The following is a 21775-nucleotide window of genomic DNA, read 5'->3' as shown; positions in this document are numbered from 1 at the left end:
GATTTACGCCTTCTTCTGGTGTTGGATCAAAGCTGCTTTAACGAAACCGCTGAACAACGGGTGACCGTCGCGAGGTGTCGAGGTGAACTCAGGGTGGAACTGGCAAGCGACGAACCATGGATGATCCGGGGCTTCAACCACTTCTACCAGCGCGCCATCACCGGACCGACCGGAGATTTTCAGGCCGGCTTCCATGATTTGCGGCAGCAGGTTGTTGTTCACTTCGTAGCGATGACGGTGACGCTCGACGATCACGTCCTTGGCGTAGCAATCGTGAACCAGGGAACCTGGCTCAAGCAGGCAATCCTGCGCACCGAGGCGCATGGTGCCGCCCAGGTCAGACGTTTCGGTACGGGTTTCGACGGCGCCGGTGGCATCTTCCCACTCGGTGATCAGACCCACGACCGGATGACCGCTGGCGCGATCGAACTCGGTGGAGTTGGCATCTTTCCAGCCCAGCACGTTACGAGCGAACTCGATCACGGCCACTTGCATGCCCAAGCAGATGCCGAGGTACGGAACCTTGTTTTCGCGAGCGTATTGAACGGCGGTGATCTTGCCTTCCACGCCACGCAGACCGAAGCCGCCCGGTACGAGGATCGCGTCGACACCTTCCAGCAGCGCGGTGCCCTGGTTTTCGATGTCTTCGGAATCGATGTAGCGCAGGTTGACCTTGGTACGGTTGCTGATGCCGGCATGACTCATCGCTTCGATCAGCGACTTGTAGGCGTCCAGCAGTTCCATGTACTTGCCGACCATCGCGATGGTGACTTCGTGTTCCGGGTTCAGCTTGGCGTCAACCACCGCTTCCCACTCGGACAGATCGGCGCTGCCGCATTGCAGGCCGAAACGCTCGACAACGAAATCATCCAGACCCTGGGAATGCAGGATGCCCGGGATCTTGTAGATGGTGTCGGCGTCTTCCAGCGCGATCACCGCACGTTCTTCAACGTTGGTGAATTGCGCGATCTTGCGACGCGACGAGATGTCGATCGGGTGATCGGAGCGGCACACCAGCACGTCTGGCTGCAGGCCAATGGAACGCAGTTCCTTGACCGAGTGCTGGGTCGGCTTGGTTTTGGTTTCGCCGGCCGTGGCGATGTACGGCACCAGCGTCAGGTGCATCAGCATCGCGCGCTTGGCGCCGACTTCGAAACGCAATTGACGGATGGCTTCGAGGAACGGTTGCGACTCGATGTCACCCACGGTGCCACCGATCTCGACCATGGCCACGTCAGCATCGCCCGCGCCCTTGATGATGCGGCGCTTGATTTCGTCAGTGATGTGCGGGATCACCTGGATGGTTGCACCCAGGTAGTCACCACGGCGCTCTTTGCGCAGGACGTGTTCGTAGACACGGCCGGTGGTGAAGTTGTTGTTCTGGGTCATGGTCGTGCGGATGAACCGCTCGTAGTGGCCCAGGTCCAGGTCGGTCTCGGCGCCGTCGTGGGTGACGAACACTTCACCGTGCTGGAACGGGCTCATGGTGCCCGGGTCAACGTTAATGTACGGGTCCAGCTTCAGCATGGTGACCTTAAGTCCCCGCGCCTCCAGGATGGCCGCCAATGAAGCCGAGGCAATGCCTTTCCCCAATGAAGAAACAACACCGCCCGTGACGAATATGTAGCGCGTCATGAAAAACCCTAGAAGTCTGCGTTAAAGCGGTCCGAGCCGCCGGGGAAAGCGAAGGAAGGCCGAAGCCCCCGATCACCTGCATTAATCACAGTGCAACCTTCGAAAAAACCGCCGCGTTGGGACAGACCGGCAGATGAAACACCGGTACGTTGCTCGCTACACATTTTTTGGAATCGCCCAGCAAAGACTGCTTGGTAATCGGCAACTCCTGCAATTCAGGCGAATCCACAGAAGTTGTATCAAGAAGGGAGCGTAGTCTACCGGAAAGCCCCTTTCAGCTCAAACCTTGATCTTCGTTCGGTGGCTGCCAATGCAAATGCCAGCCGTCCTGCTCACTGCCATTCAAGCCCCGCAGGTTGGCCACCGCCAGCAATTGTTCGCCGCGATAGACCAGCGGCAATCTGCCACGGACAAAGCCCGGAACCCCGCGTTCATTGAGCAAACGCTTGAGATCCCGGTGGCCGCGACCAGGCAGATTCATGACCTCACCTCCCTCACGATAGCGGATATGCAGCGGGCCAGCGGGGATTTGGCCGGTGCAGGTGAGCACACCATTTTCCGGTAACGCCAGCGCTGTCGAGGGATCAGCCCAGACGCCGGCGTATGGCGGGATACGCAGCCAACCGCCTGACAGCCACCAGATCCGCCCACCCGCCCTATGTAAGTCGCCATCCGCCAATCGCCAAACCGGACGGGCATCACCCGTGGCATCGCGCAAGTCGTCCCAACCCGACCAATGGTCGCTATCGGGTAGCCGCGTCAGCGCCGAGAGCCAGTGACTCAATGCGTTGCGTTGTCGCGCAGTAGAGAGTTTTGCGAACGGCGCCAACGCCAGGGACGGCAAACCCAGCCAATCGAAATCACTGACAGTGCGGGCACTGGCCAGATCGATTTGCGCCAGGTCATCGAGCAACCCCTGCGCTTCACTCAGGTGGGCGGCGCTGCGAGCCATGGTCGCCATCGCTTGCGGCCAGCGCTCGGTCAACACCGGGAACACCTGGTGCCGCAGGTAATTGCGCGAGAACTGTCGGTCCTGGTTCGAAGGGTCTTCGATCCAGCTCAACTGATGCTCGGCCGCGTAGGCCTCAAGCTCGGCGCGGGTGACATCGAGCAACGGCCGCAGAAGATGCCCGCGACCCAGGACGCGCTCGCGAGGCATGCCCGACAAGCCCCTCACCCCTGCCCCGCGCAGCAGCCGAAACAACAGGGTTTCCGCCTGATCGTCGCGGTGCTGTGCGGTCAGCAGCAGTTCATTCGCTTGAGTGGTTTCAATGAACGCGCCATAGCGCGCATCCCGGGCCGCACGCTCAAGACTGGCGCCCGACTGAACCTGAACATGCACCACCTGTAGCGGCACGCCCAGCGCGTCACAGACCGACTGACAATGTTGTGGCCACGCATCAGCCGCAGTCTGAAGGCCGTGGTGGATATGAATGGCTTGAAGTTCGGGCAGGGATTGGTTTTTTGCGAGATGGGCGAGGAGGTACAGCAGAACGGTGGAGTCGAGCCCGCCGGAGAAGGCGATGCGCCAGGTTTTGGCCTCGCGCCAGGGCTTCAGACTCAGCAAGAGCCGGGAAGGCAAATCAATCATGGACTGACCCATATCGTTCTCTTTGCCCAAATCAAATGTAGGAGTGAGCCTGCTCGCGATAGCGGTGTAACAGCCAACACATCTGTTGAATGTTACGCCCTCATCGCGAGCAGGCTCACTCCTACATGGATACTGCAGTTGGCTTAGAGACCGTAGCTCATCAGACGCTCGTAACGACGGGCCAGCAGCGCTTCGTTATCGAACTTCTTCAGCATCGCCAGTTGCGAGCTCAGCTCGGCACGGATCGATGCAGCGGCCGCAGCCGGATCACGATGAGCGCCGCCCAAAGGCTCGCCGATCACTTTGTCCACGATGCCCAGGCCTTTCAGGCGCTCGGCGGTGATGCCCATGGCTTCAGCGGCGTCCGGCGCTTTTTCGGCGGTTTTCCACAGGATCGAAGCGCAACCTTCCGGCGAGATCACCGCATAGGTCGAGTACTGCAGCATGTTCAGCTGATCGCAAACGCCGATCGCCAAAGCACCACCCGAACCACCTTCACCGATCACAGTGGCGATGATTGGGGTTTTCAGGCGGGCCATGACGCGCAGGTTCCAGGCAATCGCTTCGCTCTGGTTGCGCTCTTCAGCGTCGATGCCAGGGTAGGCGCCCGGGGTGTCGATGAAGGTCAGGATCGGCATTTTGAAACGTTCGGCCATTTCCATCAGGCGGCACGCCTTGCGGTAGCCTTCCGGACGCGGCATGCCGAAGTTGCGGCGAACTTTCTCGCGCACTTCACGGCCTTTCTGGTGACCGATAATCATCACCGGCTGATCGTCCAGACGGGCAATGCCGCCAACGATCGCAGCGTCGTCGGAGAAGTGACGGTCGCCGTGCAGCTCGTCGAACTCGGTGAAGATATGTTCGATGTAGTCCAGGGTATACGGACGTTTCGGGTGACGCGCGAGACGTGCGATCTGCCAGCTGGTCAGCTTGCCGAAGATGTCTTCGGTCAGCGTGCTGCTTTTGTCCTGCAGGCGGGAGATCTCATCGCCGATATTCAGCGAATTGTCGTTACCGACCAAGCGCAACTCTTCGATCTTGGCTTGCAGGTCGGCGATCGGCTGTTCGAAATCTAGAAAATTCGGGTTCATAGGCGTCCGTCTTGGGTCGACGTCCAAGAGAGCTTGGGCCGGCCGGTTGTCTATTCGCGCCCTACCTTAAGGGACAGGCGCGTTCAGGTCGAGATTAAAAATTCAGGTCGAGATCAGGGCCTTCGGCAGAACCTGACCGTCAACGGTATTGGAGGAAGACGTTGTCTCGCCCGAACTGGTCACGCAAGGCTTGAATCAACGCATCCGCCGGGTCGATTCGCCAGGTCTCGCCAAACTGCAGCAAGGCCTTCGCATCGGGGCTTGTGTACTCCATGGTGATCGGGCACGCGCCACGGTGACGCTTGAACAGCTCACCCAGCCAGCGTAGCTGATCGCCCTTCAAATCCTTGGTCTGCAGCTTCAGGCGCAAGCTTTCGGCGAGGTTGGTGCGCGCATCTTCCATGCTCATCACCCGCTTGACCCGCAGGCGCAAGCCGCCGGAGAAGTCGTCGTTGCTGACTTCGCCTTCGACCACCACCATCGCGTCGGTCTGCAACAGCGATTGCGCGGAATGGAACGCTTCGGCAAACAGCGAAGCTTCGATTCGCCCGGAGCGGTCATCGAGGGTGATGAAACCCATCTTGTCGCCCTTTTTGTTCTTCATCACCCGCAAGGCGATGATCATGCCCGCGACGGTTTGCGTATCGCGAGCCGGCTTCAGGTCGATGATGCGTTGACGGGCAAAACGGCGGATCTCGCCTTCGTATTCGTCAATCGGGTGGCCGGTCAGGTACAGGCCCAGGGTGTCTTTCTCCCCTTTCAGGCGTTCCTTCAAGGTCAGCTCTTTCGCCTTGCGATGATTGGCGTAGACATCGGCGTCTTCCTCGACGAACAGCCCGCCAAACAAGTCGGCGTGGCCGCTGTCGTGGGTGCGGGCGGTTTGTTCGGCGGCCTTGATCGCCCCTTCCATCGCATTCAGCAAAACAGCGCGGTTCTGGTCGATGCTGGCCTGGTAGGCTTTCGGTTCGTCATGGAAATAAGGCCCCAGACGATCCAGCGCGCCGCTGCGGATCAAACCGTCCAGGGTGCGCTTGTTGATTCGCTTGAGGTCGACACGGGCGCAGAAGTCGAACAGGTCCTTGAACGGACCGTCTTGGCGCGCCTCGGTGATCGCTTCCACCGGACCTTCGCCCACACCCTTGATCGCGCCGAGGCCGTAAATAATCCGGCCTTCGTCATTCACCGTGAACTTGAACTCCGACGTATTCACATCCGGCGCGTCGAGACGCAGCTTCATGGTGCGAATTTCTTCGATCAAGGTCACGACCTTGTCGGTGTTGTGCATATCCGCCGACAGTACCGCAGCCATGAACGGCGCCGGGTAGTGCGTTTTCAGCCACGCGGTCTGGTACGACACCAGGCCGTAAGCAGCGGAGTGGGATTTGTTGAAGCCGTAACCGGCGAATTTTTCTACCAGGTCGAAAATGTTACCGGCCAGGTCCGCGTCGATATTGTTAGCGGTGCAACCTTCAATGAAACCGCCGCGCTGCTTGGCCATTTCTTCGGGCTTTTTCTTACCCATGGCCCGACGCAGCATGTCCGCACCGCCGAGGGTGTAACCGGCCATGACCTGGGCAATCTGCATCACCTGTTCCTGATACAGGATGATGCCGTAAGTCGGTGCCAATACGGGCTTGAGGCCTTCGTACTGGTAGTCCGAGTGCGGGTACGCCAGTTCGGCGCGGCCGTGCTTACGGTTGATGAAGTCGTCCACCATGCCCGATTGCAGCGGGCCCGGACGGAACAGGGCCACCAGTGCGATCAAGTCTTCCAGGCAGTCGGGCTTGAGCTTTTTGATCAGCTCTTTCATGCCGCGCGACTCGAGCTGGAACACCGCAGTGGTTTCAGCTTTTTGCAGCAACTGGTAAGTCGGCTTGTCATCCAGCGGGATGAACGCGATGTCCAGCGGCGGCTCATCGACCTTGGCACGGTCGCGGTTGATGGTTTTCAGTGCCCAGTCGATGACCGTCAGGGTCCGCAGACCCAGGAAGTCGAACTTCACCAGGCCCGCAGCCTCGACGTCATCTTTGTCGAACTGGGTCACCAGACCATCACCGGCCTCATCGCAATAGATCGGCGAAAAGTCCGTCAGCTTGGTCGGGGCGATTACTACACCACCGGCGTGCTTGCCGACGTTACGCACAACGCCTTCCAGCTTGCGCGCCATTTCCCAGATTTCCGCGGCTTCTTCATCGACCTTGATGAAGTCGCGCAGGATCTCTTCCTGCTCGTAAGCTTTTTCCAGGGTCATGCCGACTTCGAACGGAATCATCTTCGACAGACGATCCGCCAGACCGTAGGACTTGCCCTGCACCCGCGCCACGTCACGGACCACAGCCTTGGCGGCCATGGAACCGAAGGTGATGATCTGGCTCACCGCATTGCGGCCGTATTTCTCGGCCACGTAGTCGATCACGCGGTCACGACCGTCCATGCAGAAGTCGACGTCGAAGTCGGGCATGGAGACCCGTTCCGGGTTAAGGAAACGTTCGAACAGCAGGTCATATTCCAGCGGATCGAGGTCAGTGATCTTCTGCACATAGGCCACCAGCGACCCGGCACCCGACCCCCGGCCAGGGCCGACCGGCACGCCGTTGCTCTTGGCCCACTGGATAAAGTCCATAACGATCAGGAAGTAACCCGGGAACCCCATCTGGATGATGATATCCAGCTCGAAATTCAACCGGTCGACATAGACCTGGCGCTTGGTTTCGTAGTCTTCGGTGGTGTCCCTGGGCAGTAGCACGCTGAGGCGATCTTCCAGACCGTCGAACGAGACCTTGCGGAAATACTCGTCGATGGTCATGCCATCAGGAATCGGGAAGTTGGGCAGGAAGTGAGTGCCCAGCTTCACTTCGATGTTGCAGCGCTTGGCGATCTCGACGGTGTTGGCCAGCGCCTCGGGAATGTCGCTGAACAGCTCGGCCATTTCCTCAGCGCTTTTGAGGTATTGCTGATCGCTGTAATTCTTCGAACGCCGCGGATCGTCAAGGGCGCGGCCCTCACCGATGCAGACGCGGGTTTCGTGAGCGGCAAAATCTTCCTGCTTGATGAAACGCACGTCGTTGGTGGCGACCAGCGGCGCACCGATTTTTTCGGCCAGGGCCACGGCGCCGTGCAACTGTTCTTCGTCGTTGGGGCGGCTGGTACGCTGGATCTCCAGATAGAAACGGTCCGGGAACACGGCCATCCATTCACGCGCGAGGTTTTCCGCTTCAGCCGGATTGCCACTGAGCATCGCCAGGCCGATCTCGCCCTCCTTTGCCGCCGACAGCATGATCAAGCCTTCGCTGGCTTCGGCCACCCACTCGCGCTCGATGATGACCGAGCCATTGCGCTGGCCATCGATGAAGCCGCGGGAGATCAGTTCGGTGAGGTTGCGATAGCCCACGGCGTTCATCGCCAGCAGGCTGATCCGGCTCAAGGCGTTGTCCGGATCCTTGTTCGACAGCCACAGGTCGGCGCCGCAGATCGGCTTGATGCCTGCGCCCATGGCCGCTTTATAGAATTTGACCAGGGAACACATGTTGTTCTGGTCGGTGACCGCTACGGCAGGCATGTTCATGCCGACCAGGGTCTTGACCAGCGGTTTGATCCGCACCAGACCGTCGACCAGGGAATATTCAGTGTGCAGGCGTAGATGAACGAATGAAGCCGGCATAGTGATCCTGTCTAGAAACTAGAAACGTGAAGACAACAAGGCCCGGATTGTACCGGGCCTTGGCAAAAACATCAGCCTTGCAACTAACTCTCGATCAGGTTTTCCCGCGCCTCATAAGCCAGGCGTACCGGGGCGAACGAGCGACGGTGAATCGGGGTCGGGCCCAGGCGTGCCAGGGCTTCCAGATGAACGGGTGTCGGGTAGCCTTTGTGGCCGCCGATCCCGTAACCCGGGTAAATCAATTCGAAAGCAGCCATTTCACGATCACGGCTGACTTTGGCCAGGATCGATGCCGCAGCAATGGCCGGCACCTTGCCGTCGCCCTGCACCACCGCTTCGGCGCGCATGGACAGTTTCGGGCAACGGTTGCCGTCGATCATCGCCAGTTTCGGCTGGATGTGCAGGCCTTCGATCGCGCGCTGCATGGCCAGCATCGTGGCATGCAGAATGTTCAACTCATCGATTTCTTCGACTTCGGCCCTGGCGATGCACCAGCTCAGGGCTTTTTCGCAGATTTCATCGTAGAGCTTTTCACGGCGGGCTTCGGTGAGTTTCTTCGAGTCGTTGAGACCGAGGATCGGACGGTTCGGATCAAGAATCACCGCCGCCGTCACCACGGCACCACACAGCGGGCCGCGGCCGACTTCGTCAACGCCGGCAACCAGGTCTTCAACTTCAGCGACCAGAGTGAAATCGAGGCCCATCTGTAGTGCTTTTGTCATTGTGTTTTGCCGATCAGGTTCAATACTGCGTCCGCTGCCTGATTGGAGGCGTCCAGACGCAAGGTACGGTGGATTTCATCGAAGCCACGGGTCTGTTCCTGGCCACCTTCGATCAGTGGCGACAACGTCTGGGCCAGCGCTTCAACCGTCGCATCGTCCTGCAGCAACTCGGGCACCAACAGGCGCTGGGCCAGCAGGTTCGGCAACGAAATGTAGGGGCTCTTGACCATGCGCTTGAGAATCCAGAACGTCAGCGGCGCCAGACGATAAGCGACGACCATCGGCCGCTTGTACAACAACGCTTCAAGGGTCGCCGTTCCGGAAGCAATCAATACCGCGTCGCAGGATGCGAGCGCCAGATGAGACTTGCCATCAAGCAGGGTCAGCGGCAGATCGCGACCGGCGAGCAACTCTTCAAGCTGCGCGCGGCGCTGAGGGCTGGCGCACGGAATAACGAACCGCACGCCTGGGCGCATGGCGCGCAAACGCTCGGCGGTATCGAGGAACAACGCGCCCAGGCGCCCGACTTCGCCACCGCGACTGCCCGGCATCAGCGCGACCAATGGTCCATCAGGCAAACCGAGTTCGGCGCGTGCGGCGGTACGATCCGCTTCGAGGGGGATCGCATCGGCCAGGGTGTGCCCGACAAAACGCACCGGCACGCCCTTCTCTTCATAGAATTTTGCTTCAAACGGAAAAAGCGTCAGCATCAGGTCGCAGCCTTCGCGAATCTTCAGCACCCGCTTCTGCCGCCACGCCCACACCGACGGGCTGACGTAATGCACGGTCTTGATCCCGGCCTGACGCAGCTTTAGTTCGATATTGAGGTTGAAGTCCGGGGCATCGATGCCGATAAACGCGTCCGGCTTTTCGGCGATCAGGTCGGCAATCAGCTTTTTGCGACGCGCCATCAACTCGCGCAATCGACCCAGCACTTCCACCAGGCCCATGACCGAAAGACGCTCCATCGGGAAATACGAAGTCAGGCCTTCGGCCTGCATCAGCGGACCACCGACACCGATGAACTCCACCGCCGGATGCTGAGCCTTCAGCGCGCGCATGAGACCCGCGCCCAGAATGTCACCGGAAGCCTCACCCGCCACCAGCGCTATACGCAGATTAGCCATGATTAACGTGTGATGCCGCGGGTCGAAGACTGGATGGAATCACGGAACACCGCGACTTCCGGGAACTGGTCCGACGGTTCAGCCAATTCGGCGAGTGCCTGTTCAACCGTCAGGCCCTGGCGGTAAACCACCTTGTAGGCACGACGCAGGGCGTGGATCGCGTCTTCGCTGAAACCACGACGGCGCATGCCTTCGAAGTTCATGCTGCGCGCTTCGGCGGGGTTGCCAAACACCGTGACGTACGCTGGAACATCCTTGCCAATGGCGGTACCCATGCCGGAAAAGCTGTGGGCGCCGATGTGGCAATACTGGTGGACCAGGGTAAAACCGGACAGGATCGCCCAGTCTTCCACGTGCACATGACCCGCCAACGCTGTGTTGTTGACCAGGATGCAGTGGTTGCCGATCACGCTGTCGTGGCCGATGTGGGCATAGGCCATGATCAGGTTGTGATCGCCCAGGGTCGTTTCCGAACGGTCCTGAACAGTCCCGCGGTGAATCGTCACGCCTTCACGGATGACGTTGTGGTCACCGATGACCAGACGGGTTTCTTCGCCTTTGTATTTCAGATCGGGCGTGTCCTCACCTACCGAAGAAAACTGGTAGATGCGGTTATGCTTACCGATTCGGGTCGGGCCCTTGAGAATCACATGCGGCCCGATCACTGTCCCCTCGCCGATTTCCACACCTGCGCCGACGATCGACCATGGGCCGACCTCGACACCTTCGGCCAGAACGGCCGTCGGATCGATGATTGCGCGAGGGTCAATCAAACTCATAGTTTGCGTTCCGCGCAGATGATTTCAGCGGAGCAGACTGGTTTGCCATCGACCGAAGCCTGGCACTCGAACTTCCAGATCTGGCGCTTGCAGCTGATGAAGCGGGCTTCGAGGATCAACTGATCGCCTGGGGTGACGGGCTGGCGAAAACGCAGCTTGTCGGAGCCGACGAAGTAGTAAAGCGTGCCGTCGGCGGGCTTCACGTCGAGCATTTTGAAGCCAAGGATACCGGCAGCCTGAGCCATCGCTTCGATGATCAACACGCCCGGCATGATTGGATGCGCAGGGAAGTGACCATTGAAGAACGGTTCGTTGATGCTGACATTCTTGTAGGCGCGAATGCGCTTGCCTTCCACATCCAGTTCCACGACCCGGTCCACCAGCAGGAACGGGTAACGGTGAGGCAGGTATTCGCGAATCTCGTTGATGTCCATCATTTCGGGGGGAAGCCTATGTAAAGATTGGGAGCGCGCGACTGACGCGCACCCCTCTAGCAAATCAAGGAGGCAGTCTAGCGGCTGTGCACACTTGATATGGAAATGGTATCAGCCATCTGATGAAGCATTACCGTCAGGGGTCACGTCCCCTACACGCTTTTCCAGCTGTCGCAAACGTCGCGCGATGTCATCGAGCTGACGGATACGGGCCGCGCTTTTGCGCCATTCGGCTGCTGGTTGCATTGCCGTACCGGAAGAATAGGAACCCTTTTCGGTGATCGAGTGGGTCACCATGGTCATCCCGGTGATAAAAACGTTGTCGCAAATTTCGATATGCCCCACCAGCCCTACGCCACCGGCGAGCATGCAATGCTTGCCGATTTTGGTGCTGCCGGAGATCCCCACGCACGCGGCCATGGCGGTGTGATCACCGACCTGCACGTTGTGGGCGATCTGAATCTGATTGTCGAGCTTCACACCATTACCAAGAACGGTATCGGCCAGCGCGCCGCGGTCGATAGCGGTATTTACGCCAATCTCCACATCATCACCAACCAATACACCACCGATCTGGGCGATTTTCTGCCAGACACCCTTCTCGTTGGCAAAACCGAAGCCTTCGCCACCGAGCACGGCACCGGACTGAATCACGACCCGTTTGCCGATGCGCACGTCGTGGTACAGCGTGACCCGCGGGGCCAGCCAGCCGCCCTCGCCAATTTCGCAGCGGGCACCGATGAAGCAGTGCGCACCCACGGTCACACCGGCAGCAATACGTGCGCCGCTTTCGATCACCGCAAAGGCACCGATGCTCGCCGCCGGATCAACCACTGCGTCCACGGCCACTACCGCTGTCGGGTGAATACCGGCAGGCGCCTTGGGCTTGGGATCGAACAGATGGGAAATACGCGCGTAGGCCAGATACGGATCAGGCACCACCAATGCATCGCCGGCATAACCTTCAGCGTCAGCAGCCTTCAGCAACAGGGCTGCGGCCCGGCAGTCCACCAGGTATTTACGGTATTGGGGGTTTGCGAGAAAGCTCAACTGAGCTGGGCCAGCCTCTTGCAAAGTGGCTAGCCCAGTAATTTCTTTCTCCGGGTCGCCACGTAGCGTGGCGCCGAGGAACTCGGCCAATTGGCCGAGCTTTATAGTCGCTGTCATGGATTACTTCAGCTGATTCATGCGCTCGATAACCTGGCGAGTGATGTCGTACTGAGGTTTGACATCAATCACTGCGCCACGCTCGAAGACCAGGTCAAAAGCACCTTTTTTGATGACTTCTTCCACAGCGCTGTCCAGTTTCGGCTTGAGCTGCTTCAGCATTTCACGGTCGGCAACGGCTTTGGCTTCGTTCAGTTCCTTGGACTGGAACTGGAAGTCACGGGCCTTTTGCTTGAATTCGAGCTCAAGACGTTCACGCTCGCCTTGCTGCATCTTGTCGCCGCCCGCCATCAGACGGTCCTGGATGCCTTTGGCGCTGCTTTCCAGCGTCTTGAGCTTGGACAGTTGCGGGCCGAACTTCTTCTCGGCATCCACGGCGTATTTCTTGGCTGCGTCGGATTCCAGCAGGGCCATCTGATAGTTCAGAACGGCGATTTTCATGTCGGCAAAAGCCGGACCTGCTACCAGTACGGTCGCCAGTAGAACCAATTGAGTCAACTTACGCACGATGCACTCCTACAAAATCCATTGTCGTTATTGTGGGGCAGACGCTTAGAACGTCTGGCCAAGAGAGAATTGGAACACTTGAGTCTCAGCGTCATCCGGTTTCTTGATCGGCATGGCCAACGCGAAACTCAGAGGACCCAGTGCGGTGACCCAGGTCACGCCTACACCGACGGAACTCGCGACGTTGCTCAGGCTGATGTCGTTGCACTCTGTCTGAGAGGTCGAACCGACATTGGCGTTCGTCGTTTTGTCGCACTTGGAATCGAATACGTTACCCACGTCCCAGAATACCGAAGTACGCAGGGAACGCTGATCCTTGACGAATGGCAGCGGGAACAGCAACTCGACACCACCCTGGATCAGGACGTTACCACCGAACGGCAGCGGATCCTGGTCCGGGTCGGCGAGCGTACCGGTGTTACCTGTCACATCCTGACCACGGCTAGGAGTACTGCGCGGGCCGAGGGTACTGTCCTTGAAGCCACGAACCGAGTTGAAACCACCAGCATAGTAGTTTTCATAGAATGGCAAGCCATCGGTGGAACCGTAGCCATCGCCATAACCCAGTTCGGTGTGAAGACGAACGGTGTAGTTTTCAGTGATTGGCTGGAACAGCTGACCACGGTAATCAAGTTTGAAGAACGACAGGTCGCTGCCCGGTGTGGTGGTTTCCAGAGTCAGGCTCTGGGAATGGCCACGGGTCGCCAGGACGCCTTTGTTCAAAGTCGACTCGGACCAGCCGGCAGACGCCTTGAAGTTCAGGTAGCTGTCGCCTTCACGGTTAACGAAGTCGAAAATCTCGTCGACGGTGTATTGACCGGTCTTGATCTTGTCTTGTTGCGCCGTCAGGCCGAAGGTCAGACGCGACGTCTCGCTGATCGGGTATCCGACGCTCACACCAGCACCCAGGCTGTCTACGGCATAGCTGGCTACGTCGACATCGAGGTCATCGTAATCGGTGGTGCGATAGAAAGCGTTGTAACCCAGGCTCACGCCATCAGCAGTCCAGTACGGGTCGACATAACCGAAGTTATAGCGGCTCTGGTATTCACTGCGGGTCAAACCGATGCTGACCTTGTTACCAGTACCCAGGAAGTTGTTCTGAGTGATCGAACCACCGAGGATCAGGCCGGCGCTCTGCGCAAAACCGACGCTGGCGGTGATCGAACCGGAAGCCTGCTCTTCAACGCTGTAGTTCACGTCAACCTGGTCATCGACACCCGGTACGGCAGGTGTTTCGACGTTGACCTCTTTGAAGAAGCCCAGACGCTCAAGACGGGTCTTGGATTGGTCGATCAGGTAGGTCGAAGCCCAGCCGCCTTCCATCTGACGCATTTCACGACGCAGCACTTCGTCTTCGGACTTGGTGTTGCCACGGAAGTTGATGCGGTTGACGTAAGCACGCTTGCCCGGATCGACGGCGAAAGTAATATCGACCGTGTGGTCTTCATCGTGTGGCTGAGGCACGCCGTTGACGTTGGCGAAGGTGTAACCCTCGTTACCCAGGCGACGGGTGATCAGCTCGGACGTGGTGGTCATCAGCTTGCGCGAGAACACTTGGCCTTTCTGAACCAGCAGCAGGGACTTGACCTGGTCTTCAGGGACTTTCAGGTCGCCGCTCAGCTTGACGTCGCGAACGGTGTACTTCTCGCCTTCGTTGACGTTGACGGTGATATAGACGTGTTTCTTGTCCGGCGTAATGGACACCTGGGTCGAAGCGATATCCATGTTGATATAGCCGCGGTCCAGGTAGTAGGAACGCAGACGCTCCAGGTCACCGGAGAGTTTTTCACGAGCGTACTTGTCATCGTTCTTGAAGAACGACAGCCAGTTGGTGGTTTTCAGTTCAAACAGGTCGATCAGGTCTTCATCAGGGAAGACCGTGTTGCCCACCACGTTGATGTGCTGGATAGCCGCAACGGTGCCTTCGTTGATATTGACCTTCAGGCCGACGCGGTTACGCGGCTGCGGCACCACTTCGGTGTCGACGGTAGCCGAGTAGCGACCCTGGGCGACATATTGGCGCTGCAGTTCGTTACGGACACCTTCGAGGGTGGCGCGCTGGAAGATTTCGCCTTCGGCCAGACCGGATTGTTTGAGGCCCTTCATCAGGTCTTCAGTAGAGATCGCCTTGTTACCTTCGATCTCGATACTGGCGACCGACGGACGCTCGACTACCGTGATGACCAGGACGTTGCCATCGCGGCCCAGCTGGATATCTTGAAAGAACCCGGTTTTGAACAGCGCACGAGTGGATTCCACCAGGCGACGATCATCCGCCTGTTCACCGACGTTTAACGGCAAAGCACCAAAGACGCTACCCGCGGAGACCCGCTGGAGGCCATTGACGCGAATATCAGAGATAGTGAAGGACTCGGCGTGAACTTCGGCGATCATCAATACGGTGAGAACCGCAGTTAGCAGCAGACGTTTCATGAAGTCCTTTCTTATTCCAACTGGCAATAAACAAACTGCCGCAAAATGCGGCAGATTCGCAATTCAGCGAAGTGTTACAGACGGCCCAAATCATTGACCAGAGCAAGCAACATCACCCCGACCACCAAACTGATACCGATCTGTATCCCCCAACCCTGCACCCGATCTGACAAGGGACGACCACGCGCCCACTCGATCAGATAAAACAACAAATGCCCCCCATCCAGTACAGGAATGGGCAGCAAATTCAGAACTCCCAGGCTAATACTCAGATAAGCAAGGAAATTCAGGAAATCAGCGACACCCGACTGGGCAGAAGCGCCCGCCACTTTAGCAATGGTTATCGGTCCACTCAAGTTTTTTACCGAGAGCTCGCCGAACAACATTTTCTTGAGCGAATCGAGGGTCAGTACGCTCATGGTCCAAGTGCGTCGAGCACCCTCGCCAATTGCGGCCACCGGGCCATAACTGACTTCGCGAATCATCTCTGGTGGCCAATCGACCGCTTTCACCCCGGCGCCCATATAACCGGTAGGCGCCTTTTTCTCGCCGCGAGCGGCCAAGGTCACTGGGACGTCGATTTGAGCACCATCACGCTCAACGCGCAGCATGATTTTGGTATCGGGATGCATACGCACCGTGTCGACTACCTGCTGCCAGTCATCAAGTGACTTGCCATCGAGGGCCAGCAGTCGATCACCGGTCTTCAGTCCCGCGGCCTGGGCCGGCCCTTTCGGATCAAGTTCGGCCAACACGGGCGGCAACGCCGGACGCCAGGGGCGAATACCCAGCGAACGAATCGGGTCCGGCTCGTCAGCGCCCTTGAGCCATTTATCCAGCATCAGCTCACGCGGCGAATCTGCCGTGGAGCCTTGCTCACGCACCAACAATTGAAGAGAACCGCTCTCGCCAAGACGACGGACCAATTGCAGATTCACTGCGGCCCAGCCGGAAGTCGGCTCGCCATCGATGGCAATGATTTCCTGACCGGCACCCAGACCGGCCTTGGCAGCGATGCTGCCGGATTCGACCGCGCCGATGACCGGCCGCACCTGCTCGCTGCCGAGCATGGCCAACACCCAAAAAAACACCATTGCCAATAAAAAATTGGCGATTGGTCCCGCGGCCACGATAGCAATACGCTGACGGACAGATTTGCGATTGAAGGATTGATCGACCTGATCGGCCGGCACTTCGCCTTCGCGCTCGTCGAGCATCTTCACGTAGCCGCCCAACGGAATGGCCGCCACCACGAACTCTGTGCCTTTCTTGTCGTGCCAACGCAGCAGTGGCATGCCGAAGCCCACGGAGAAACGCAGCACTTTGACTCCACAGCGACGTGCGACCCAGAAATGGCCGAATTCGTGGAAGGTGACCAGCACGCCCAATGCAACCAGGGTGCCGACAATCATATAGAGCGCGCTCATCTACTTTCTCCGCAATCCTATCCAGTGCTGCATGGGCCAACGTATTGCAGCACTCACCGCCCGTGACGACTCAACCATTGCCCGGCCAGTACACGCGCTTTCGCGTCGGCCGTGAACACCGCCTCGAGATCATCCACCGCAACGACAGGCTCGAGGTTTAACACTTCCTCGATGATACTCGCGATTTCCGGGTAGCGAACCCGCCCGTCGAGAAACGCCGCGACAGCCACTTCATTCGCCGCATTGAGCATGGCCGGCGCGCTATTGCCCGCTTCCGCGGCCTGACGCGCAAGGCGCAGGCAAGGGAAACGTTCCTCATCGGGCGCCTGGAAGTCCAGGCGGGCGATGGCAAACAGATCCAGCGGCGCTACGCCCGACTCGATGCGCTCCGGCCAGGCCAGGGCATTGGCGATCGGCGTGCGCATGTCCGGATTGCCTAACTGCGCCAGCACCGAGCCATCGATATAGTCGACCAGCGAATGAATCACGCTCTGCGGGTGAATCACCACTTCGACCTGGGACGGCTTGGCGTCGAACAGCCAGCAGGCTTCAATCAACTCAAGCCCTTTGTTCATCATGCTGGCCGAGTCGACCGAAATCTTGCGACCCATGGACCAGTTTGGATGAGCGCACGCTTGCTCAGGGGAAACATGCGCCAACTCGGCCATCGGTGTCTGTCGGAACGGACCACCAGAGGCTGTCAGCAGAATCCGACGCACACCGACTGCGCCAAGCCCACGGGCGAAATCCTGTGGCATGCACTGAAAAATCGCGTTGTGTTCGCTGTCGATCGGCAGCAGCACCGAGCCGCTTTTGTGCACGGCCTGCATAAACAGGGCGCCCGACATGACCAGCGCTTCTTTGTTCGCCAGCAGGATCTTCTTGCCCGCCTCGACCGCCGCCAGGGTCGGACGCAAGCCCGCCGCGCCAACGATGGCCGCCATGACCGCATCGACTTCGGGGTCGGAAGCAACCTGGCACAGGCCCTCCTCCCCTACCAACACGCGGGTCGACAGGCCTGCGGCGCGCAAGTCGTCCTGCAAGGTTCGGGCAGCGCCCGCTTCCGGCACGACGGCAAACCGCGGCGTATGACGCACGCACAAGGCCAGTAGCTCACTCAGGCGGCTGAAACCGCTCAAGGCGAACACCTGATAGCGCTCGGGATGGCGAGCGATCACGTCAAGGGTGCTCAGACCGATCGAACCGGTCGCCCCCAGAACGGTAATCTGTTGTGGGCGGCTCACGGTGCGGCCATCCACAACAGCACGGCAAAGACAGGGATCGCGGCCGTCAGGCTGTCGATGCGATCCAGCACACCGCCATGCCCCGGAAGCAGGTTACTGCTGTCCTTGATGCCCGATTGACGCTTGAACATGCTTTCGGTGAGGTCACCCACGACCGAGATGAATACGATCACTGCCGCACCGATCAGGCCCATCAGCATCTGCCCGAAGCTCCAGTCACGCACGAAGCCAACGATCGCCGTGATCACCAGGCTCAGCAACAAGCCGCCGTACACGCCTTCCCAGCTCTTGCCAGGGCTGACCTGCGGCGCCAGCTTGCGCTTGCCAAAGGCCCGACCGGAAAAGTACGCGCCGATATCGGCACCCCAGACCAGCACCATCACCGCCATGATCAACCAGTTACCCAAGGGTTGCTGCTTGATATAAACCAGACCTTGCCAGGCCGGCAGCAGGATTAGCAAACCGATCACCAGCTTGCAGGCGGCGCTGGACCAGCGCTCGCTGGAGCGCGGATAGGTCAGCACCAAGTACGTCGCCGCGCCCCACCACAGCACTGAAGCGCCCAACACCCACGGCGCAAGCTCCGGCCGGATGTGCATGACCAACAGCATCAGCGCGACCACTGCCGCATAGGCCACGCGAATCGGCTGGGCGTTGAAGCCTGCCAGACGAGCCCACTCCCATGCACCGAGGGTCACGACCAACCCGATGAACAGCGCAAAGCCTGCGCCTTCGAGCAGGAAAAACCCGCACAAGGCGATCGGCAGCAGGATCAGTGCGGTGATGATTCGTTGTTTAAGCATTAAACCCGGGCTCCAGACTCGACCTGCTCGCTCGTTTTACCGAAGCGGCGCTGACGAGAAGCGAAATCGGCCAGCGCGTTACGCATGGCGTCGTGTTTGAAGTCCGGCCAGAACAGGTCGGAGAAGTACAACTCGGCATAAGCCAGTTGCCACAGCAGGAAGTTACTGATGCGGTGTTCGCCACCGGTGCGGATGCACAAATCCGGCAACGGCAGATCACCGGTGGCCAGACAGGTCTGCAACAGCTCGGGCGTGATGTCCTCCGGACGCAGATGCCCGGCCTGAACCTCACGAGCCAGACGCTGTGCAGCTTGCGCGATGTCCCACTGACCGCCGTAGTTGGCGGCGATCTGCAAGACAAAACGGTTGGCACCGGCGGTCATCGCCTCGGCTTCACGCATGGCAGCCTGAAGCTCGGGATGAAAGCGCGAACGATCACCGATGATGCGCAGACTGATGTTGTTGTCATTGAGGCGCTTGGCCTCGCGACGCAACGCCTTGAAGAACAGATCCATCAAGGCACTGACTTCATCGGCCGGGCGCTGCCAGTTCTCGCTGGAGAAGGCGAACAGGGTCAACACCTCGACCCCGGCCTCGGCGCACACCTCGATCACTGCGCGAACGGCATCCACGCCCGCTTTATGCCCGGCGACACCCGGCATAAAGCGCTTTTTCGCCCAGCGATTATTACCATCCATGATGATCGCGACATGGCGCGGCACCGCGGACGGCGGAGTCTGCTTAGTCTTTTCCATGAAAACGCGACCCTTATACGGCCATCAGGTCGGCTTCTTTCTGCTTGGTGGCCGCATCAATGTCAGCCTCAGCCTTGTCGGTCAGTTTCTGGATATCGGCAGCGGCACGACGCTCTTCGTCTTCGCTGATTTCCTTGTCTTTCACCAGCTTCTTCAAATCACCCAAAGCATCGCGACGGATGTTACGTACCGCCACACGAGCGTCTTCGGCAGCGCTACGTGCCTGCTTGGTAAAACCTTTGCGGGTCTCTTCGGTCAGCGCCGGCATGGAGATCAGCAGCAGCTCACCCAGGTTGGTCGGATTGAGGTTCAGACCTGCGCTCTGGATAGCCTTGTCGACAGCGGCAAGCATATTGCGTTCAAAAGCTACTACTTGCAGGGTGCGGGAGTCTTTTACGGTGATGTTGGCCACTTGGGTGATGGATGTATCTGCGCCGTAGTACGGCACCATCACGCTACCCAGAATGCTCGGGTGTGCCTTGCCAGTGCGAATCTGGCCAAATGCATGGTTCAGAGAATCCAGGGATTTCTGCATGCGCTCTTGAGCGTCTTTCTTGATTTCATTGATCATTGTTGGCCTTCCTCGATCAGGGTCCCTTCAGCGCCGCCATGCACGATATTCAGCAGGGCGCCGGGCTTGTTCATGTTAAAGACGCGCAACGGCATCTTGTGGTCGCGGCACAGGCAAATGGCCGTCAGATCCATCACGCCCAGCTTGCGATCCAGCACTTCATCGTAGGTCAGATGATCGAACTTCTCGGCATGCGGATCTTTGAATGGGTCAGCGGTGTAGACGCCATCGACCTTGGTCGCCTTGAGCACGACATCGGCGTCGATTTCGATCGCTCGCAAGCAGGCTGCAGAATCCGTGGTGAAGAACGGATTGCCGGTACCGGCCGCAAAGATCACGACTTCCTTGGCGTTCAGGTGACGCATGGCTTTGCGGCGATCGTAGTGATCGGTCACGCCAACCATGGAAATGGCCGACATCACGATGGCCGAGATATTGGCACGTTCCAGCGCATCGCGCATGGCCAGGGCGTTCATCACAGTGGCCAGCATGCCCATGTGGTCGCCAGTCACCCGATCCATGCCGGCTGCGCTCAGCGCTGCACCACGGAACAGGTTGCCACCGCCGATCACCAGACCGACCTGAACACCGATGCCGACCAGCTGGCCGACTTCAAGCGCCATGCGATCCAGAACTTTCGGATCGATCCCGAACTCTTCCGAGCCCATCAGGGCCTCGCCGCTAAGCTTGAGTAGAATGCGTTTATAGCGAGCCTGATAACCACTGCCCTGCTGAGCCATTGCGAATCTCTCCTGCGGCGTATTTTAAAATTCTTTGCTAGCTGTTTACAGCTGGCGTTCACTCTAGCTTGGCGCTGCTTCAGCGCCATCGGAACATGGCTTTGTAAGCCAGTTCCAAAGGGAAACCAATTAAAAATTGGTGCCCCATCTGAAAAGAGGCTGCGCGCGTAAGCGGGCAGCCTCTTCAGGGCGACAGTTAAAAAACCGTCTTATTGCTTGGCGGCAGCCAGCTGGGCAGCAACTTCTTCAGCGAAGTTGTCGACCGGCTTCTCGATGCCTTCGCCTACTTTGAAGTAGGTGAAAGAAACGATTTCTGCACCGGCTTTCTTGGCCAGGTCGCCGACCTTGATTTCAGGGTTCTTGACGAACGCCTGCTCAACCAGGCTCGCTTCAGCCAGGAACTTGCTGATACGGCCTTTGACCATGTTTTCAACGATGTTTTCCGGCTTGCCGGCGATCTTGTCAGCGTTGAGGGTCAGGAACACGCCTTTCTCGCGCTCGACCGCTTCAGCGGAAACTTCCGATGGCAGCAGGAATTCAGGGTTGGTGGCCGCTACGTGCATAGCGATGTCTTTGGCCAGCTCAACAGTGCCGCCCTTCAGAACAACCGCAACACCGATCTTGTTGCCGTGCAGGTAACCACCAACAACATCACCTTCAACGCGAGCCAGGCGACGGATATTGACGTTTTCGCCAACCTTGCCGACCAGAACCAGGCGATCAGCTTCTTGAGCTGCGATCAGCGGAGCAACATCAGTCAGCTTGTCAGCGAATGCTTTTTCAACGCTGGAAGCAACAAATGCCTTGAAGTCGTCCTGCAAAGCCAGGAAGTCGGTCTGCGAGTTCACTTCCAGCAGAACGGCGGTTTTACCGTCTTCTTTCAGAGCGATAGCGCCTTCAGCAGCTACGTTGCCTGCTTTCTTGGCAGCCTTGATGGCGCCCGAAGCACGCATGTCATCAATGGCTTTCTCGATGTCGCCGCCAGCCTTGGTCAAGGCCTTTTTGCAGTCCATCATGCCTTCGCCAGTACGCTCGCGCAGTTCTTTGACCAACGCTGCAGTAATCTCTGCCATTTCAAAATTCCT

18 protein-coding genes are annotated in these 21775 nt (G+C 58.8%); all 18 read right to left on the bottom strand.

Annotation, left to right across the window (positions count from 1 at the left end):
* Positions 1-3: 3 nt before the first annotated feature.
* On the bottom strand, positions 4-1635 hold the full coding sequence (locus ACYZTY_RS04345; protein WP_461957446.1) for a CTP synthase: 1632 nt from the start codon (positions 1633-1635) through the stop codon (positions 4-6).
* A 274-nt stretch (positions 1636-1909) separates the two neighbouring features.
* The gene (gene tilS, locus ACYZTY_RS04340; RefSeq protein WP_461957445.1) at positions 1910-3238 is read right to left on the bottom strand and encodes a tRNA lysidine(34) synthetase TilS; all 1329 of its coding nucleotides are present in this window, start codon (positions 3236-3238) and stop codon (positions 1910-1912) included.
* Positions 3239-3369: 131 nt separating this feature from the next.
* Complete coding sequence (locus ACYZTY_RS04335; RefSeq protein ID WP_010462799.1) at positions 3370-4317, bottom strand: acetyl-CoA carboxylase carboxyltransferase subunit alpha; 948 nt, start codon at positions 4315-4317, stop codon at positions 3370-3372.
* 139 nt (positions 4318-4456) lie between these two features.
* Positions 4457-7978 (bottom strand): DNA polymerase III subunit alpha, encoded by a 3522-nt coding sequence (dnaE, locus tag ACYZTY_RS04330; protein ID WP_461957444.1) that lies wholly within the window; start codon positions 7976-7978, stop codon positions 4457-4459.
* Positions 7979-8061: 83 nt separating this feature from the next.
* On the bottom strand, positions 8062-8700 hold the full coding sequence (gene rnhB / locus ACYZTY_RS04325) for a ribonuclease HII (protein WP_461957443.1): 639 nt from the start codon (positions 8698-8700) through the stop codon (positions 8062-8064).
* The gene (gene lpxB, locus ACYZTY_RS04320) at positions 8697-9827 is read right to left on the bottom strand and encodes a lipid-A-disaccharide synthase (protein WP_461957442.1); all 1131 of its coding nucleotides are present in this window, start codon (positions 9825-9827) and stop codon (positions 8697-8699) included. Before lpxB ends, rnhB begins: the two co-directional genes overlap by 4 nt.
* Positions 9828-9829: 2 nt before the next feature.
* A complete protein-coding gene (gene lpxA / locus ACYZTY_RS04315) occupies positions 9830-10606 on the bottom strand; it encodes an acyl-ACP--UDP-N-acetylglucosamine O-acyltransferase (RefSeq protein ID WP_131059164.1) in 777 nt (258 codons plus the stop codon).
* Positions 10603-11043: a 3-hydroxyacyl-ACP dehydratase FabZ gene (gene fabZ, locus ACYZTY_RS04310; RefSeq protein ID WP_017336708.1), complete on the bottom strand. Its 441-nt coding sequence runs from the start codon at positions 11041-11043 to the stop codon at positions 10603-10605. Before fabZ ends, lpxA begins: the two co-directional genes overlap by 4 nt.
* Positions 11044-11151: 108 nt before the next feature.
* A complete protein-coding gene (gene lpxD, locus ACYZTY_RS04305; protein WP_461957441.1) occupies positions 11152-12207 on the bottom strand; it encodes a UDP-3-O-(3-hydroxymyristoyl)glucosamine N-acyltransferase in 1056 nt (351 codons plus the stop codon).
* Between the two features lie 3 nt (positions 12208-12210).
* A complete protein-coding gene (locus tag ACYZTY_RS04300; protein ID WP_010462812.1) occupies positions 12211-12714 on the bottom strand; it encodes an OmpH/Skp family outer membrane protein in 504 nt (167 codons plus the stop codon).
* 45 nt (positions 12715-12759) lie between these two features.
* On the bottom strand, positions 12760-15150 hold the full coding sequence (gene bamA, locus ACYZTY_RS04295) for an outer membrane protein assembly factor BamA (RefSeq protein ID WP_461957440.1): 2391 nt from the start codon (positions 15148-15150) through the stop codon (positions 12760-12762).
* A 74-nt stretch (positions 15151-15224) separates the two neighbouring features.
* Positions 15225-16577: a sigma E protease regulator RseP gene (gene rseP, locus ACYZTY_RS04290; RefSeq protein ID WP_461957439.1), complete on the bottom strand. Its 1353-nt coding sequence runs from the start codon at positions 16575-16577 to the stop codon at positions 15225-15227.
* 53 nt (positions 16578-16630) lie between these two features.
* On the bottom strand, positions 16631-17821 hold the full coding sequence (ispC, locus tag ACYZTY_RS04285; RefSeq protein WP_461957438.1) for a 1-deoxy-D-xylulose-5-phosphate reductoisomerase: 1191 nt from the start codon (positions 17819-17821) through the stop codon (positions 16631-16633).
* Positions 17818-18624, bottom strand: coding sequence for a phosphatidate cytidylyltransferase (locus tag ACYZTY_RS04280; RefSeq protein ID WP_461957437.1), 807 nt, complete (start codon positions 18622-18624; stop codon positions 17818-17820). Before ACYZTY_RS04280 ends, ispC begins: the two co-directional genes overlap by 4 nt.
* Complete coding sequence (gene uppS / locus ACYZTY_RS04275; RefSeq protein WP_461957436.1) at positions 18624-19379, bottom strand: polyprenyl diphosphate synthase; 756 nt, start codon at positions 19377-19379, stop codon at positions 18624-18626. Before uppS ends, ACYZTY_RS04280 begins: the two co-directional genes overlap by 1 nt.
* A 13-nt stretch (positions 19380-19392) precedes the next feature.
* Positions 19393-19950, bottom strand: coding sequence for a ribosome recycling factor (frr, locus tag ACYZTY_RS04270; protein ID WP_131059158.1), 558 nt, complete (start codon positions 19948-19950; stop codon positions 19393-19395).
* Positions 19947-20690, bottom strand: coding sequence for a UMP kinase (pyrH, locus tag ACYZTY_RS04265; protein ID WP_003172271.1), 744 nt, complete (start codon positions 20688-20690; stop codon positions 19947-19949). The genes frr and pyrH overlap by 4 nt, the downstream gene beginning before the upstream one ends.
* A 209-nt stretch (positions 20691-20899) precedes the next feature.
* Positions 20900-21763, bottom strand: a complete 864-nt coding sequence (tsf, locus tag ACYZTY_RS04260; protein WP_461957435.1) for a translation elongation factor Ts — start codon at positions 21761-21763, stop codon at positions 20900-20902.
* Positions 21764-21775 lie beyond the last annotated feature (12 nt).

The sequence above is a fragment of the Pseudomonas sp. LB1P83 genome (assembly GCF_054897885.1).
The sequence above is the reverse complement of the archived record's forward strand: the minus strand, read 5'-3'. Positions and strand labels throughout refer to the sequence as shown.